The following is a 15807-nucleotide window of genomic DNA, read 5'->3' as shown; positions in this document are numbered from 1 at the left end:
CGTCGACGCGGGTGGGGAAACCGTTCGATTCTATCGGGCCGGCGTGAACCCGGACCCCTGCCATTAGGCGGGGCCTCGATCGAGCGCGATCGCGTCAACCGATACCGTCGACGCGCGTTACGGAGCCTGCACCGGCGAACGCGACGCGGCGACGCGCTGGATCGACGTTCGGTGTGTCCGCAGCCACCGGACGACCACCGCAACGGCGCCGCGTGAAGACGGGGCGAACACTCCCGGATCGGGTCAGGCCGCTTCGCCCCATTGCCCCTGCGCCGCCAGGCCGTTGTCCCGTGCGCGGGCGAATACCGTGTCCTGCGCCTTGCCGACATTGCCGGCCAGGTCCTGCGACCAGATCTTGAGCGCCGCCGACTGCATCGCGCGGCCGTAGGAGAACGACAGCGGCCAGGGATGCGGACCCATCCGGTTCATCGCGTCCAGGTGCGCGGTGGCGGCCTGATCGTCCTGCCCGCCGGACAGGAACACGATGCCCGGCAGGATCGCCGGCACGGTCGACTTCAGGCACATCAGGGTCGCCTCGGCGACTTCCTCGATGGTGGCGTCCTCGCCGCTGTCCTTGCCCGGCAGCACCATCGAAGCCTTGAGGATCGTGCCTTCCAGCGCGACGCTGTGCTGGTACAGGGCGTCGAACAGCGAGCGCAGCACCACCTCGTGCACCTCGTAGCTGGTCTCGATGTCGTGATCGCCGTCCATCAGCACCTCCGGCTCGACCATCGGCACCAGGCCCTGTTCCTGGCACAGCGCGGCGTAACGCGCCAGCGCGTGGCTGTTGGCCTCGATGCAGGTGCCCGACGGGATGTCGTCGCCGATGCGGATCACCGCGCGCCACTTGGCGAAACGCGCGCCCAGCTTGTAGTACTCCTCCAGGCGCGGGCGCAGGCCGTCGAGGCCCTCCGTCACCACCTCGCCGGGGCAACCGGCCAGCGGCTGGGTGCCCTTGTCGACCTTGATCCCCGGCAGGATGCCGTTGTCGGCCATGACCCGGGTGAACGGCACGCCGTCGCGGGTCGACTGGCGGATCGTCTCGTCGTACAGGATCGCGCCGCTGATGTACTGGCCCAGCCGCGGCGTGCTCAGCAACAGTTCGCGATAGGCGCGACGATTGGCTTCGTTGTTGGGGACGCCGACGCCTTCGAAGCGCCTGGCGAGCGTACTGGTCGACTCGTCGATCGCCAGGATGCCCTTGCCCGCGGCGACCATCGCCCGGGCGGTTTCGGCGAGGGTTTCGATGCTCATGTGGTCTCGGCCCCGCTGGAAAGATGCGGGATTATAGCGGCTGCCGCCGCTGCGGCCGCCGCGCGGCCTCGGGCGGAACCCGCCCGGCGCGGCAGCACTCGCGCCGCGCCGCTACAACTCGCCCAGGCCCTCGGCTCGGCCGTCTTCGCCGATCTGCAGCAGCCGCAGCGTATTGGTCGCGCCGTGCATCTCCATGTGTTCGCCGCTGGTGAACACCACGCGATCGCCCGCTTCCAGCAGGTCGGCCTCGACCAGCAGGCGGACGCTGCCGCGCGCGGCCTCGCGCGGAGTCTGGCCGCGACTGTCGTAGTCGATCGGAAACACGTCGCGCATCAGCGCCATGCGCCGGCGCGCGCCGCCGTGGCGCGAGAACGCGTAGATCGGCGCGCCCGAACGGAACCGCGACAGGTAACGCGCGGTGCCGCCGGATTCGGTCATCGCCACGATCGCGCCGACGCCGATGTGTTCGCTGAGGAACATCGCCGCCATCGCGATCGCGTGGTCGGCGCGTTCGAGGTTGCGCTGCGCCTTCTCGAAATCGGTGTCGTGCGCGAACTGGCGTTCGGCGCCGATGCAGATCCGCGCCATCGCCTCCACCGCACGCACCGGGAAGTTCCCGGCCGCGGTCTCGGCCGAGAGCATCACCGCGTCGGTACCGTCGATCACCGCGTTGGCCACGTCCAGCACCTCGGCACGGGTCGGGATCGGCGATTCGACCATCGACTGCAGCATCTGGGTCGCGGTGATCACCACCTTGTTGCGCGCCAGCGACTCGCGGATGATCTTCTTCTGCAGGCCGGGCAACTCGGCGTCGCCGATCTCCACGCCCAGGTCGCCGCGCGCCACCATCACCACGTCGCTGGCATCGATGACCTCGGCGAGGTTCTCGATCGCCTCGGCGCGCTCGACCTTCGACACCAGCGCCGCATCGCAGCCGTGGGAGCGCGCGATCGAGCGCGCCTCCTCCATGTCGGCCGCGTTGCGGCAGAACGACACCGCGATGAAATCGACGCCGATCTGCGCGGCGACCCCGATCAGCTCGCGGTCGCGCTCGGTGAGCGCGCCCAGCGACAGGCCGCCACCGAGCTTGTTCAGCCCCTTGCGGTCGGACAGGACGCTGTCGTTGAGCACGGTATTGACGATGCGCGGGCCCTCGATGCGCTCGACCTTGAGCTGGACCATGCCGTCGTCGAGCATCAGCACGTCGCCGGGCGACAGGTCGCCGGGCAAGCCCAGGTAGCTCACGCCCACTTCGTGCTGCGTGCCCGGAGGCGCGTCCTCGCTGGCCACCAGGTCGAACCGGTCGCCGGTCTTGAGCGCGACCTTGCCCTCTGCGAAGCGCTCGACCCGGATCTTCGGCCCCGGCAGGTCGGCGAGGATGCCGACCTCCATCCCGACCCGCGCCGCGGCCTCTCGCACGGCCTGGGCACGCGCGATCTGGCTCGAAGGATCGCCATGGGAGAAGTTCAGCCGCACCACGTCCACCCCCGCGCGCATGATGGCCTCGAGCACGCCCGGGGGATCGGTTGCCGGACCGAGGGTGGCGAGGATGCGGGTGCGGCGGCGATGCTCGGACATGAAGGGACTCGTTGCAGACGTAAGGATTCGCGGCGTCGCCGCTGCGCAAGCCCGCTATCCTAGCCCAGCCAGATGGCGATATCGCACATGTCCGTGGACATCAACACCCGCCTCGCCGCCCTCCCGGCGTTTCCCACGCTGTCGGGACCGCGCGTGCGCCTGCGCGGCCCGCGCCCGGAGGACGCGGATGACGTATTCGCCTTGTTTTCCGATGCCGCGGTGATGCGCTACTGGAGCAGTGCGCCGATGCAGGCACTTGAGCAGGCGCAGGGCAAGATCGAAGAGATGCTCGACGCGTTCGACCGCCGCGAGATGCTGAACTGGCTGATCGCCGACCCCCGCGACGGGCGCGTGATCGGCAGTTGCACCCTGTTCCGCTTCGACGCCCGCCACCGGCGCGCGGAGATCGGGTACGCGCTGCGTTCCGAACTGTGGGGTCGCGGGCTGGCGTCCGAGGCCGTCGCCCTCGCGCTCGACTGGGGCTTCCGCGACCTCGCCCTGCACCGCATCGAGGCCGACATCGACCCGCGCAACGAGGCTTCGCGAAACCTGCTGGGGCGGCTGGGTTTCCGCCCCGAGGGCGTGCTGCGCGAGCGCTTCTTCGTCGGCGACGAGCCTACCGACTCCGAGCTCCACGGCCTGCTCGTGCAGGACTGGCGCGATCGTCCGCGTTGATGCCGACCGCAACGGCCCGCGACATCGGGCCGTTGCCGTTGGCACTGCCGCAATGGCGATGCGACAGCTACATGATGCAGCCGTCGACCGCCCTGGCTCGCGGCGTCACCACGCCCCAGCCAGGATCGCCGCATCCGTACATGCGTACGCCCACGACGGCACCCGCCTCGTCGTAGTAGATCACCGATCCGGGATAGCAGCAGTTCGCCTCGCCTCCCGTTTCGGTAGCGGCGCCCACGCCAAGCGACAAAGTCAGGAATGTGGCCAGTACCGCCAGCCTCACGCTTCGCGTTGATATTCTCATCGTCGCCTTCCTCCCTGGTGTGAATGGTCGCCGGATTGACGATCCGTGTCCCTGTCCCGTGGACAGCGTCGGTGGGTCGCCCCCACTTGGCGATGAAGCAATCGTTAGAGATTCCTTGGCAGGCACGCTACGCGTCGCGTTCTGCGACGGCGTACTCCTTTCGCGGGCAGGGAACACCGCGCGAGCGGCAAGCTGCCGGGCCATCAGGAAACACCTGCATCCTCGCGCGGGCCGGCGTCCGAAGTTCCTAGCCGCGCGCCTCCAAGGCCGCGACCGCCGGCAGGGTCTTGCCTTCGAGGAATTCGAGGAAGGCGCCGCCGCCGGTGGAGATGTAGGACACGTCGTCGGCGATGCCGTACTTGTCGACCGCCGCGAGCGTATCGCCGCCGCCGGCGATCGAGAACGCGCTCGATGCCGCGATCGCCTGCGCCAGCGTCTGCGTGCCCTTGCCGAAGGCGTCGAATTCGAACACGCCGACCGGGCCGTTCCAGACCACCGTTCCCGCGCTGGCGATCATGCCGGCGTAGCGTGCGGCCGTTTCCGGGCCGATATCGAGGATCAGTTCATCCTCGGCGACGTCGCCGACCGGCTTCACCGTGGCCTGCGCATCGGCATCGAACCGCGTGGCCACGACCACGTCGGTCGGCACCGGGATGTCCGCGCCACGCGCCTTCGCATCCGCCATGATCTGCCTGGCGGTATCGAGCAGGTCCGGCTCGTGCAGCGACTTGCCGACCGGCAAGCCCTGCGCGGCGATGAAGGTGTTGGCGATGCCGCCCCCCACGATCAGCTGGTCGACCTTGCCGACCAGGTTCGACAGCAGTTCGAGCTTGGTCGAGACCTTGCTGCCGGCGACGATCGCCAGCAGCGGCCGCGCCGGCTTGTCGAGCGCCTTGGCCAGCGCATCGAGCTCGGCCATCAACAACGGGCCGCCGGCGGCCTGTTGCGCGAAGCGGATCACGCCATGGGTCGAGGCCTGCGCGCGGTGCGCGGTACCGAAGGCATCCATCACGAACACGTCGCACAGCGCCGCGTATTTCTTCGCCAGCGCCTCGTCGTCCTTGCCCTCGCCCGGGTTCATGCGGCAGTTCTCGAGCAGCACGACCCGGCCGGGCGCCACCTCGACGCCCTCGACCCAGTCGCGCAGCAGCGGGACATCCATCGAGAGCAGCTCTCCCAGCCGGCGCGCCACCGGCGCAAGCGAGTTCTGCTCGCTCCACTCGCCTTCCTTCGGCCGGCCCAGATGCGACATGACCATCACCGCGGCGCCCTGCTCCAGCACGCGCTTCAGCGTGGGAACCGAGGCGGTGATGCGCTGTTCCGAGGTGATCACGCCGTTCTCGATCGGCACGTTGAGGTCCTGCCGGATCAGCACGCGCTTGCCTGCAAGGTCGAGATCGGTCATGCGGAGGATGGTCATGGGCGTCCGTCGGGTTGGCGTCGCCGGCTATTGTCGGCGGCGCCTTCCCCGCAGGCAAACGTTGCACCCGCGACCGATCGCGATCAGGCGCGGGGCTTGCGCAGCAGGCTCGCGGCGAAGCCTGCCACCAGTAGCGCGCCAACCACCAGCAGCGCCCACAGCAGCCAGGTGCGCCAGTCCGGTGGCGCGGGACCGAGCGCGCGATCGCCGGCCAACGGCTGCATCGTACCCGGCGTCGCCACGCCCGGTCGCCAGCCCGCGCCTTGTGCGCGCCGGATCTCCTCGAGCGAACGGGACACCGGCGCGTCGGCGCGTCCGGTGCGGGTGCTCCCGGCCACCAGGCGGTACGGCGGCGTGCCCTGGGCGATGAACACCAGGGTTTCCGGCCGCCAGCCCAGCCGCAGACCAGGTGTCTGCGCGGCCGGCGTCGCCCCGACCAGCTTCCATTGGCGATCGCGCGTCGGTCGTGCAAGCGGCTGCGGGGCGGAACGGTTCGCCCCATCGCCGCCGCCGATCGCATAGGCCACCCACGGGCCGGCACGCAGGGTCCAGGGCGCCTCGGCGTCGTCGCGGCTGTACAGCGTCCACTGGCCGGTGTCGTTGCCGGGATACTCGATGTCGACGGTATCCACCGGATAACGGCCATCGAGCGTGAACAGGTGCGCGCGCACGCCACGATCGTCCAGCGGCGTGCCGGACAGCGAATGCCACTGCAACGGCGGACGCTTCGCCACCGGCGCCAGTTCGGCCTGCACATCGACCAGCCTCGCCATCCCCTGGCCATCGGCCGGCGTCAGCCGCAGGTAGCGGGCCTGCGCGCCCACCGGAACGCGCCGCTGCACGAGGCGTTCGCCGTCCCGCGAGAGCGCCACCAGTTGCGCGACCGACTGTACCAGCCGCCACGATCGAAGATCTTCGCTCGCCTCGACGCGATAGGCGCGATCGAGGTCGCCGTCGCCTGCCTGCCAGTCCAGGTGCAAGGCCTCGATCCTCGCCTCGATCCCGCTGGCGTCCACCAGCCAGGCATCCGGTCCGGCCACCTCGCCCGCATTGGCGTCGCGCGCCTCCACGCGCAGCACCCGTCCGTCAGGGCTGCGTTCGACCACCATCGTCAGATCGCCCCGCACCAGCGCGGCGTGTCGCGGCAGCACGAACCAGCGCACCGGCACGCGCCGGCTCTCCGCCACGCCGTCGTCCAAGCGGAACAGCTGTGCGGGAACCGTGGCACCCGCCGCGTTGATGACATCGACGTCGCGCAGTACGGGCGAACGCGCCGCGCGATATACCGCCGCATCGAGCATCACGCCATAGGCGCCGGCGCGGTCGTCGGACAGGACCAGCGGCCACTGCACGGCGTAGTCGTCGACCGGCGCAGCGCCAGCAAAGTTCGCGATCAGGGCCAGCCAGGCCACGGCGATACTGCGCTTCATGCGGGCTCCTCCTGCAACGCCGCCGCGTCTCGCGGCGGTGCCGGCGCGAAATACCCCACCAGCGTGCACAACAGGCCATAGGCGATGAACGAGCCGATGCCGAGCAGGTCGCCCAGGTGCTGGCGATCCACCAGGACGAGCTTGGCCAGCACAACGCCCATCAGCACCGCGCCGGCCAGCCACAGCATGCGCTGGCCGCGACGCGACCCGGCGATCCAGCCGATCACGCCGAGCAGGCTCCAGACCACGGTCAGGCCGGTCTGCGCCAGCGTGTCGTCCATCATGCCCGCGTCCCAGGGCACGCCGGCCCAGTGATGCACCGCGCGCAGCGTGACCTGGGTGATCCACAGGAAGCCTGCCGCCGACAGCAGCGGCACGCGCAGCGAGACCAGCGCTCGTGGGGCCTGGTCGGACCACAGCCAGCGCACCAGCAGCACCAGTGCGAGCAACTGGCCGATCTCGAGTGGGTTGAACAGTGGCACCCACGGCAGCGGCGCGGCGGCGCCGGCCGCGAACTGGGTGCCCACCCACCACAGCGCGAGGAGGGCGAACGCCACCAGTTGCAGCGGCAGGCGCAGCGCATCGAACCGGGCGCCCCGTGGCGCGCGCAGCCAGCGCCAGCGCCACATCGACATCGCCACCAGCGCCGTCCACGGCAACGCGATCGCCACCAGCATCCAGCCTTGCGCCAGGCCGAAGTGCTCGGCCAGCCAGCCGGCGAACAGCGCCAGCACCGAAGGCCACGCCAGCCACCACGCGAACTGCGCCCAGTCGCCGATCCGGTCCTGGTCGTCGCGCAGGCACAACAGGCTGCGCATGCCGAACGCCGCGTAGGCGAGCCAGGCCCACAGGCCCACGCCTTCGAACGGATGCGCATGCACCGCGGTCTGCGCCAGCGCGAACGGGATCGCCGAGGCGAGCGCGAGCAGCGCCGTCGCCGCCAGCGCGCGGGCCGGCCGCCAGCGATGCACTTCCGCCGCCAGCCAGCCGGTCAGTGCGGCAGCCGCCAGCATGGCGTCGACGCGAACATCGAAGTCCACGAACCCCACGATCTCATGCTGCAGATTGCCGCACCACCACAGCAGGCCCCACACGTAGTACCCCAGCGCGATGCGCGGCTCGCCGGCGTCGCGATAGGTCCACGCACTCGCGAATCCGGCGAGCGCGATCAACAACGCGCCCATGAACGCGGGATTGGCGATCGCCTGTACGTCGGACGCGGGTGCGACCGACATGCCGATGGCGTAGGCGACCGCCGCCACCAGCTGCAACCCGAGCCCGGCCAGCTGCGGCAGCAGGCGACGCTGCTTCAGCCCCAGCCAGGCCAGCGCCGCGCCCTCCAGCGCGAACACGCTGGCGGTGGCATTGGCCGACAGCGCCAGCGGCACCGACAGCGTGGCGAACCCCACCGCCAGCAGCGCGTGCGCCTGCGTCAGCACCTCGTAGCCTTCGCGGCGCCGCAGCAGCCATGCCAGCGCGGCATACACGGCGGCCAGCGCCAGTGCACAGAACGCCAGCGGCATCCGGGCGCCATCGAGCAGCGCCGCCTGCAGCGCGAACGCAACCAGCGGCGTGCCGAACAGCAGGCAGCCGTCGATCAGGTCGCGGCGGCCGGTCGGGCGGCGCCGTGCGTAGAGGATCGGCAGCAGCAGGTAGAACACGAAGAACAGCAGCAGGAACGGCTGCGTGCTGGCCTGCTTGTCCGGCGAGTAGGCCAGCACGCCCCATGCGATGCCGATGCCCCAGGTGAACGCGAAGCCGAGCAGGTTGAGCACCCGCCACGACTTCACCCAGGCGATCGCGAAGATCGCCGCGTTGAGCACCGCGTAGTAGGAGAACAGCGCGACGTGATTGCCGCTCCCGGTCGACAGCCAGATCGGCGCCAGGAAGCCGGCGAGAATGCCCAGCACCGCGAGCGTGCGCGAATCCTGCAGCACCGCGAGCACGCCGAGCCCGGCGACCAGCGCGATGCTCAGCGCGAACGCGGCGCTCGCCGGGACCAGCCCGTAGAGCTTGAAGGCCGCGAACACCACCAGCAGCAGCACGCCGATCGCACCGCCCTGCAGCGCCAGTGCGAACGCCGGCTTGTCGAAGCGCTTGCGCCAGCCGAACACCAGCCCGGCCAGCGCCGCGGCCGCCACGCCCGCCAGGCGCAGCTCGATCGGCAACTGCAGCCAGCCCTGGTCGTTGGCGTACTTGAGCAGCGCGGCCACGCCCGCCAGCAGCACCAGCATGCCGACCTTGACCGGTACGTTGCCGACGGTGAACCAGCGCTGCACCGCGCGCACGAACGTGCCCGCGACGTCGCGCGGCGGCGGTTGGCGCGGTGGCGTGGGAGGAAGCGGCGCCGTGGCACCGGCCCCGCGCGAAGGCAGCGGCGGCGGCTGCGGTGTCGCCGGTCCGGGCGCACTGGACTGCGATCCGGCGGACCCGATCGCCGCGGCATCGGCCTCGCGCCGGACGGCGGAGTCATCCGCGATCACAGGTGACTCGACCGCTGCGTCGGGCATCGCCGTACGCGCCGCCACACGCTCAGGCGAGCGCGATCCGGAATCGGACCCGTCGCCCGCCGCGCGCCACTGGGACTGCGATTGCGATTGGCGAGCCGCCTGCGCCTGCGTGGCCGACCCGGGCGCGGACACCCGCCCCGCCACGTCATCGGCGGCCGACGCGTCGGCGCGCAGCCGCCCCACCGCATCCTCCAGCTCGGCCACCCGGCGCTTGAGCCCGCCGATCGACACCAGCGCCACCACCAGCAGCACCGGTACGGCCAGCGCCGCCAGCCCCAGCAGAACCAGGAATCCTTCCATCGCGTCATCCCCTCGGGCGCCGGACCAGGCGCATTGCCGGCCACCTTAACGGGGCCGCCGATGAAAACAAGAAGCCCCGCACGGGCGGGGCTTCTGGTAGTGCCGCAGGCTACCGCCGGCTTACTTGCCGGCGACGACGCGCACCATTTCCAGGCACTTGTTGGAATAGCCCCACTCGTTGTCGTACCAGGCCACCAGCTTGACGAAGGTGGGGTCGAGCGCGATGCCGGCGTCGGCGTCGAAAACCGAGGTGCAGGTTTCGCCGACGAAATCGGTAGCCACCACCTTGTCCTCGGTGTAGCCGAGGATGCCCTTGAGCGCGCCTTCGCTCTGCGCCTTCATCTCGGCTTTGATCTCGTCGTAGCTGGCCGGGTTGTCGAGTTCCACGGTGAGGTCGACCACCGAAACGTCCGAGGTCGGCACGCGGAAACTCATGCCGGTGAGCTTCTTATTGAGCTCGGGGATCACCACGCCCACCGCCTTGGCCGCGCCGGTGCTGGACGGGATGATGTTCTCGAGGATGCCGCGGCCGCCGCGCCAGTCCTTGTTGCTCGGGCCGTCCACCGTCTTCTGGGTGGCGGTGGCCGCGTGCACGGTGGTCATCAGGCCGCGCTTGATGCCCCACTTGTCGTGCAGCACCTTGGCCAGCGGCGCCAGGCAGTTGGTGGTGCACGAGGCGTTGGAGACGATCGCCTCGCCCTTGTAGGTCTCGTGGTTGACGCCGAACACGAACATCGGCGTGTCGTCCTTGGACGGCGCGGACTGGATCACCTTCTTCGCGCCCGCGTCGATGTGCTTCTGGCAGGTGTCCTTGGTCAGGAACAGGCCGGTGGACTCGATCACGACCTCGGCGCCCACCTCGTCCCACTTGAGGTTCGCCGGGTCGCGCTCCTGGGTGAGCCGGATGCGGTTGCCGTTGACAACCAGGGTGTTCCCGTCGACCGACACCTCGCCCTTGAAGCGGCCGTGCACCGAGTCGTAGCGCAGCATGTAGGCCAGGTAATCGGGTTCGAGCAGGTCGTTGATGCCGACGATCTGGATGTCGTCGAAGTTCTGGACCGCCGAACGCAGCACGTTGCGGCCGATGCGGCCGAACCCGTTGATGCCTACCTTGATCGCCATGGTGCGCGGACTCCCGGACAGGGTTGGAGAGGACTATGGATTCTAGCAGGCCCGGCGCGACGGTCCGACCGCACTCACGGCTCCGGACTGGTTGCGGCTGCAATGATCAGGATCAAGGTGGCGCCCCGACGCGGGCCGCAGACTGGCGTCATTCCACACGGAGCGATCCCCATGACACGCACTACCCCTTGGCTGCTCGCCGCGCTGGCCGCCGCCCTCGCCCTGCCCGCCGCCGCCCAGTCCAAGGGCGACTGGACCCTGGGCCTCGGCGCCCACAACGTCGACCCGAAATCCGACAACGGCAGCCTCGACGCCACCGCCCTGGGCCTCGGCCCGCTGCCTCCGACCGAAGTGGGCAGCAGCGTGCGCCCCACCATCACCGCCGAGTACTTCATCCGCGACAACCTCGGCATCGAGGTGCTGGCCGCGCTGCCCTTCCAGCACGACATCGAGATCCGCGGCGTCGGCAAGGTCGGCGGCACCAAGCACCTGCCGCCGACGGTCTCGCTGCAGTACCACTTCGCCAACGCCAGCAAGGCCACCCCCTTCGTCGGCGTGGGCCTGAACTACACCACCTTCTTCAGCGAGGAGACCACCAGCGCGCTCGCCGGCACCAAACTCTCGCTCGACGATTCCTGGGGCCTGGCCGCGCATGCCGGCATCGACTTCGCCATCGGCGAACGCAGCGCGATCCGCATCGACGCGCGCTGGATCGACATCGACGCCGACGTGAAGGTGAACGGGGTCAAGGTCGGCACCGCCAACATCGACCCGCTGGTCTACGGCGCCGCCTGGGTCATGAAGTTCTGACCCATCGCGTGCCCGGGACCGGCCGCCCTTCCCCCGCTTGCGGGGGAAGGTGCCGAAGGCGGATGGGGGCGCGAGCCGCAGGCGCGTGTTGCGGTGCCACGAGTCGTGGCACTTGCCCATTCCCAGTCGCGCGCATCACGCGCGTCGCATCGTTCGCGCGTGAGGCTTCGGGTAAAGTTCCAACATGCATCGCCTGATCGCCGCCCTCATCATCGCCTACGCCTTGTTCGCCGCGCCCGCCGCATACGCCTGGGGCCCGCTCGGCCACCGCCTGGTGGCGCGGCTGGCCGAACCGCTGCTCACCCCGCCCGCACGCGCGGAAGTGCAGCGCCTGCTCGCCACCGAGGGCCTGGATTCGCTGGCCGACGTCGCCAACTGGGCCGACGACGTGCGCGCCAACGACCCCGTCCTCGGCAAGCAGTCGGCCAAGTGGCATTACATCAACATCGGCGAGCACGCCTGCACCTACGACGCCGCCAGCGCCTGCCCGGGCGGCGACTGCGTGGTCGAGGCGATCCGCGCCCAGGCCGCGATCCTCGGCGACCGCGCCCGCAGCGATGCCGAGCGCCTGCAGGCGCTGAAGTTCCTCGTCCACTTCGTCGGCGACATCCACCAGCCGATGCACGCCGGCTACGCCCGCGACCGCGGCGGCAACACCGTGCAGCTGAACCTGCATGGCGAGGGCACCAACCTGCACGCGGTGTGGGACGGCCGCCTGCTGGCCTCGGCGCGCCTGGATGAGGACGCCTACGCGCGCAAACTGCGCCTCGATCCGGCGGACCTGTCGTCCGACACCAGTCCCTATGCGCCGGTCGCGCCGGAAGCGTGGGCGGAGCTGTCCTGCCAGACCGCCACGGCGCAGGGGGTGTACCCGAGAGCGGCGAAGATCGACAACGCCTACCTGCAACGGCATCGGCCAACGGCGGAGAAGCAGGTGCAGGCGGGCGGCGCCAGGCTGGCACGCCTGCTCAACGAGACCTTCGGCTGAACCGACTGCCGGGAACCCTCGCGGGCGCCAGGTTCGACTTCCGTCGCATTGCGCTCGCACGTCGTGCGGGCGTAGCGTGGAGTTGCAGTCGGGTCACGCGCCAGCGCGGGCAGGCTCCACCGGGATCGACCCCGGACCCTCCACTGACGCGTTCGCAGCCACACGGACGGCCGCGACGGCCGCCGGCAACAGCGGAGGTGGGCCATGGTGTTGCAACAGACGCATTCCGTTCCCCGCAAGGCGCAGCCGTCGCGCCTCGACTTCAACCGCATCCTTGGAATCAGCAGCACGCTGGCGCTGAACGTGCTGGCGCTGTCGTTCCTGCTGATGCCGATGACCATGCCATCGCCTCCCTCCGTGGTGGAGAGGACGCCGGGCCTGATCGTGGTCGACATCGTCCCGATCAAGCCGGCTACACCGCCCCCGGAAGTGGTGGAAATCGTCAGACCCAAGCCGCAGCCCCAGCCATCGGTACGCGAGACGCCGGCGTCGCGACCCGCGATCGAGGCGCCCGTGCTCGTCGACCAGGGCATCGCCCTGCCCGAGACGATGGTCGACGCGCCGCCAGCGAACGACGCGCCCCCCTCGATCGAACCGTCGGGCCCGGTCCTGGGCATGCAGTTGCAGTACGAGAGCGCGCCTTCGCCGGCATACCCGCGCGCGGCGATCCAGCGTAACCTCGAAGGCACGGTGCTGTTGCGCGTGCTGGTCGGCACCGACGGCAGCCCGCTCGAGGTCGGGATCGAACGCAGCAGCGGCCACGGCGTGCTGGACCGCGAGGCGGTGCGCCATGTGCAGCACAGCTGGCGCTTCCGCCCGGCGATGCGCGATGGCCAGGCGGTGCAGGCCATCGGCCTGGTGCCGATCGAGTTCAAGCTCGATCGCGGCTGAGCGGTCCGCGCCATCGCAGCCGTGAAGCCTGCTCCCCCTGGCGGGCTTCACGGTCGCCGCGGTGGGTCCGCGTCCGCGCGGCCTCGTCCTCAGGCGCGGTGATAGGGATGGTTCGCCAGCAGCGCCGCGGCGCGGTAAAGCTGCTCGGCCAGCACCAGCCGCACCAGCATGTGCGGCAGGGTCAGCGGGCCGAGCGACCAGCGTTCGTCGGCGCGGACCAGTACCTCGGGCGCGTGGCCCTCGGGACCGCCGATGAGGAAGGCCAGGTCGCACCCCTGCCCGCGCCAGTGTTCCAGGCGCTGCGCGAGCTGTTCCGAAGAATGCATCGTGCCGCCACCGTCGAGCACGACCACGTGCGCATTCTTCGGCAACGCGGCCAGCACGCGGGCGCCTTCGTCCTGCATCGCGCGTGCGACGTCCCGCCCCTTGCCGCGCACGCCGGGCGCGACCTCCAGCAGGTCCAGCGGCAGCCAGTGCGAGAGCCGCTTGCGGTACTCGCCGAACCCCTCGGCCACCCAGGCGGGCGCGCGTTCGCCGACGGCCACCAGGCGCGCCTTCACTGCAGCCGCCCGCCCTCGACCACCGGGCATTCCCATCCGTCGTAGCGTCCGCCGCATTCCAGCGCCAGGTCGTACAGCGGCAGGCAGATGCCGTCGATCGCGCCATGCGCGGGCACGTCGCTGCGAAAGACCCGCGCCATGCATCGCTCGCCGCCCTCGTCGGCATCGTCGGCCTGTTCGCGCAGGCGATAGTCGAGGGCGAGCGCACCGGCAACGAAGGCGTCGCGGCCCCGGGCATCCGGGAAGTACGCCCAGTGGTCGATCTCGCGCGCGGCGACGAGGGCGTCGCCCTGGCGTTCGAGCGCGTCGCAGACGGAGCGGTTCTGCATGCCGTGGCGTTCGCGCGGACGCGGGTACAGGAAATCCCGGTAGACCGACCAGTCGGCGTCCGGGCGCTGGCCCGCCTCGTGGCGATAGTCCGGCGCCAGGCGCATGGCGGACAGCACGCGCGTTTCCCAGTCGCTGCCGTCGGCCACGTAGAAGTAGAAGTCGCGGCGGCCGGCCGAGGTGTTGCGGCCGACGTAGAGTACGCCGCCATCGCGCTCGAGCGCGGGGACCACCGCATCCTCGAGCCTGACGAGGGCGTCGAACTCGTCGCTGCCGGACAGGCCGTCCTCGCGCGGCCGGCGCATTTCGACGCTGACCCAGGCCATCACCGGGAATCGGGCCAGCGGGGCGTGTTCGATGCGGGCGAGGTCGACGAAGATCGACGCGGGTCGATCATCCACGAGCAGGAAGTAGAAGTCCCAGCGCCCGTCCACGGTCGCTGCCGCGCGTCAGGCGCGGTCGTCGTCCGGTGCGTCGGCGGGGATTTCCGGCGGCTGGTCGCCGACCGTCCACAGGCGCTCGAGCGCGTAGAACTCGCGCACCCGCGGCAACATGACGTGAACCACCACGTCGCCCAGGTCGACCAGCACCCACTCGGCCTCGCGCTCGCCCTCGACGCCGAGCGGCTGGCAGTCGAGCTGCTTGGCCTTGCGCACCACCTCGTCGGCGATCGATTTCACGTGCCGGGTCGAGGTGCCCGAGGCGATCACCAGGTAGTCACAGACGCTGGTCTTGCCGCGCACGTCGATCTCGGTGACGTCCCTGGCCTTGAGTTCGTCGACCGCGCCGTGGATCGACCTGAGCAGCACATCGGCCGGCGGCGGCGGATTGGGGAGGCGGGTCTTGATGACGTGCGCGGAACTGGTCAAGGGCAAGGGCTCTGGCGGCTGCGGGGCGATTATAGCGAAGCCGGTGTCGCGGCCCCGTTCAGGCCGTACAGGCGGTGTCGGGCGATGTAATCCGCAACCGCCGCGGGCACCAGCTCGCGCCAGCCACAGCCCGCGGCGATGCGGCGCCGCACCTCGGTCGCCGAGCCTGGATGCATGGGCTGCTGCAGACGCAGCAGGCGGCCTGCGGGCGATCCGCGCAGCGCCTGAGCGGAGTCGACCCAGCGCCCGGCGGTGGCCTCCGCGAGTACCGGGGGCAGGCGCAGGTCGAGGGCGCTGCCGGACCGCTCCGCGACGACCATGTGCGCAAGACCGAACAACGCGGTCCATTCGCGCCAGGTCGGCAGGCCGAGCAGGCTGTCGGCGCCGATCAGCAGCGCGACCGGGAGCGCGTCCCCGTACTCGGCCCGGATGCCGCGCAAGGTGTCGACGCTGTAGCTCGGCCCCTCGCGCCCCAGCTCGCGCAGATCGACCTGCAGCCCCGGCTCGCTGTCGACGGCCAGCGCCAGCATGCGCGCGCGATGGGCGGCATCCGTGCCCGGAGGCGCGCGGTGCGGTGGATCGGCTGCCGGCATCATCCGGATGGTGCAGTCGAGCACGTCGCGCGCGTGGCACGCGATGGCGAGGTGCCCCAGGTGCACCGGATCGAAGGTGCCGCCGTAGAAGACGAGCAGGGAATGGGGAATCGGCAATCGGGAATCGGGGGACGCATCGGGCGACATGCGCCCTGCTGCCTGCTTTCCATTCCCCA

Annotated in this window: 15 protein-coding genes; 4 read left to right on the top strand and 11 right to left on the bottom strand. The window is 70.4% G+C overall.

All coding sequences use genetic code 11. From position 1 onward, the window contains the following. Positions 1-243: 243 nt before the first annotated feature. Positions 244-1254 (bottom strand): class I fructose-bisphosphate aldolase, encoded by a 1011-nt coding sequence (locus tag JMO03_RS13480; RefSeq protein ID WP_202844130.1) that lies wholly within the window; start codon positions 1252-1254, stop codon positions 244-246. 111 nt (positions 1255-1365) lie between these two features. Next, positions 1366-2832: a pyruvate kinase gene (gene pyk / locus JMO03_RS13475; RefSeq protein WP_202844128.1), complete on the bottom strand. Its 1467-nt coding sequence runs from the start codon at positions 2830-2832 to the stop codon at positions 1366-1368. An 87-nt stretch (positions 2833-2919) separates the two neighbouring features. Between pyk and JMO03_RS13470 the strand changes: the two genes are divergently transcribed. Further along, positions 2920-3507, top strand: coding sequence for a GNAT family N-acetyltransferase (locus JMO03_RS13470; RefSeq protein ID WP_202844127.1), 588 nt, complete (start codon positions 2920-2922; stop codon positions 3505-3507). 67 nt (positions 3508-3574) lie between these two features. Here JMO03_RS13470 and JMO03_RS13465 read toward each other — a convergent pair whose 3' ends face one another. The 5 genes from JMO03_RS13465 to gap form a co-directional block, all read right to left on the bottom strand. Continuing rightward, positions 3575-3811: a DUF6289 family protein gene (locus JMO03_RS13465; RefSeq protein WP_238346165.1), complete on the bottom strand. Its 237-nt coding sequence runs from the start codon at positions 3809-3811 to the stop codon at positions 3575-3577. Between the two features lie 247 nt (positions 3812-4058). Next, positions 4059-5231, bottom strand: a complete 1173-nt coding sequence (locus JMO03_RS13460; protein WP_202844123.1) for a phosphoglycerate kinase — start codon at positions 5229-5231, stop codon at positions 4059-4061. Positions 5232-5314: 83 nt separating this feature from the next. Then, positions 5315-6661, bottom strand: a complete 1347-nt coding sequence (locus tag JMO03_RS13455) for a DUF3999 domain-containing protein (protein WP_202844122.1) — start codon at positions 6659-6661, stop codon at positions 5315-5317. Further along, a complete protein-coding gene (locus JMO03_RS13450; RefSeq protein ID WP_202844121.1) occupies positions 6658-9471 on the bottom strand; it encodes a DUF2339 domain-containing protein in 2814 nt (937 codons plus the stop codon). Before JMO03_RS13450 ends, JMO03_RS13455 begins: the two co-directional genes overlap by 4 nt. A 120-nt stretch (positions 9472-9591) precedes the next feature. Continuing rightward, positions 9592-10593: a type I glyceraldehyde-3-phosphate dehydrogenase gene (gene gap / locus JMO03_RS13445; RefSeq protein ID WP_202844120.1), complete on the bottom strand. Its 1002-nt coding sequence runs from the start codon at positions 10591-10593 to the stop codon at positions 9592-9594. A 171-nt stretch (positions 10594-10764) separates the two neighbouring features. On the opposite strand from gap, the gene JMO03_RS13440 reads away from it, so the two are divergent. The 3 genes from JMO03_RS13440 to JMO03_RS13430 all read left to right on the top strand — a co-directional run bounded on the left by JMO03_RS13440 (position 10765) and on the right by JMO03_RS13430 (position 13282). Beyond that, positions 10765-11403 (top strand): OmpW/AlkL family protein, encoded by a 639-nt coding sequence (locus JMO03_RS13440; RefSeq protein ID WP_202844115.1) that lies wholly within the window; start codon positions 10765-10767, stop codon positions 11401-11403. A 184-nt stretch (positions 11404-11587) separates the two neighbouring features. Then, the gene (locus JMO03_RS13435) at positions 11588-12391 is read left to right on the top strand and encodes a S1/P1 nuclease (RefSeq protein WP_202844112.1); all 804 of its coding nucleotides are present in this window, start codon (positions 11588-11590) and stop codon (positions 12389-12391) included. A 204-nt stretch (positions 12392-12595) separates the two neighbouring features. Continuing rightward, positions 12596-13282 (top strand): energy transducer TonB, encoded by a 687-nt coding sequence (locus JMO03_RS13430; protein ID WP_202844110.1) that lies wholly within the window; start codon positions 12596-12598, stop codon positions 13280-13282. A gap of 89 nt (positions 13283-13371) precedes the next feature. On the opposite strand, the gene rlmH is transcribed toward JMO03_RS13430, so the two are convergent. Genes rlmH through nadD form a run of 4 tightly spaced genes read right to left on the bottom strand, consistent with a single transcriptional unit; the run spans position 13372 to position 15778 of the window. Continuing rightward, positions 13372-13842 (bottom strand): 23S rRNA (pseudouridine(1915)-N(3))-methyltransferase RlmH, encoded by a 471-nt coding sequence (gene rlmH / locus JMO03_RS13425; protein WP_202844108.1) that lies wholly within the window; start codon positions 13840-13842, stop codon positions 13372-13374. Beyond that, positions 13839-14603: a DUF695 domain-containing protein gene (locus JMO03_RS21530; RefSeq protein WP_202844106.1), complete on the bottom strand. Its 765-nt coding sequence runs from the start codon at positions 14601-14603 to the stop codon at positions 13839-13841. The genes rlmH and JMO03_RS21530 overlap by 4 nt, the downstream gene beginning before the upstream one ends. A 15-nt stretch (positions 14604-14618) precedes the next feature. After that, entirely contained in the window at positions 14619-15038 is a 420-nt protein-coding gene (gene rsfS / locus JMO03_RS13415) for a ribosome silencing factor (RefSeq protein ID WP_202844100.1), read from the bottom strand. Between the two features lie 29 nt (positions 15039-15067). Further along, a complete protein-coding gene (gene nadD, locus JMO03_RS13410) occupies positions 15068-15778 on the bottom strand; it encodes a nicotinate-nucleotide adenylyltransferase (protein WP_202844097.1) in 711 nt (236 codons plus the stop codon). Positions 15779-15807 lie beyond the last annotated feature (29 nt).

Origin of the sequence: Luteimonas saliphila, assembly GCF_016774335.1 — a bacterium.
Lineage (GTDB): Bacteria > Pseudomonadota > Gammaproteobacteria > Xanthomonadales > Xanthomonadaceae > Luteimonas > Luteimonas saliphila.
This window is presented reverse-complemented; position numbering and strand designations above follow the sequence as displayed.

Coding starts and splice junctions, on each gene's coding strand:
- JMO03_RS13470 (WP_202844127.1), top strand. CDS start 2,920: ATGTCCGTGGACATCAACACCCGCCTCGCCGCCCTCCCGGCGTTTCCC.
- JMO03_RS13460 (WP_202844123.1), bottom strand. CDS start 5,231: ATGACCATCCTCCGCATGACCGATCTCGACCTTGCAGGCAAGCGCGTG.
- JMO03_RS13440 (WP_202844115.1), top strand. CDS start 10,765: ATGACACGCACTACCCCTTGGCTGCTCGCCGCGCTGGCCGCCGCCCTC.
- JMO03_RS13450 (WP_202844121.1), bottom strand. CDS start 9,471: ATGGAAGGATTCCTGGTTCTGCTGGGGCTGGCGGCGCTGGCCGTACCG.
- JMO03_RS13435 (WP_202844112.1), top strand. CDS start 11,588: ATGCATCGCCTGATCGCCGCCCTCATCATCGCCTACGCCTTGTTCGCC.
- nadD (WP_202844097.1), bottom strand. CDS start 15,778: ATGTCGCCCGATGCGTCCCCCGATTCCCGATTGCCGATTCCCCATTCC.
- JMO03_RS13465 (WP_238346165.1), bottom strand. CDS start 3,811: ATGAGAATATCAACGCGAAGCGTGAGGCTGGCGGTACTGGCCACATTC.
- JMO03_RS13430 (WP_202844110.1), top strand. CDS start 12,596: ATGGTGTTGCAACAGACGCATTCCGTTCCCCGCAAGGCGCAGCCGTCG.
- pyk (WP_202844128.1), bottom strand. CDS start 2,832: ATGTCCGAGCATCGCCGCCGCACCCGCATCCTCGCCACCCTCGGTCCG.
- gap (WP_202844120.1), bottom strand. CDS start 10,593: ATGGCGATCAAGGTAGGCATCAACGGGTTCGGCCGCATCGGCCGCAAC.
- JMO03_RS13480 (WP_202844130.1), bottom strand. CDS start 1,254: ATGAGCATCGAAACCCTCGCCGAAACCGCCCGGGCGATGGTCGCCGCG.
- JMO03_RS13455 (WP_202844122.1), bottom strand. CDS start 6,661: ATGAAGCGCAGTATCGCCGTGGCCTGGCTGGCCCTGATCGCGAACTTT.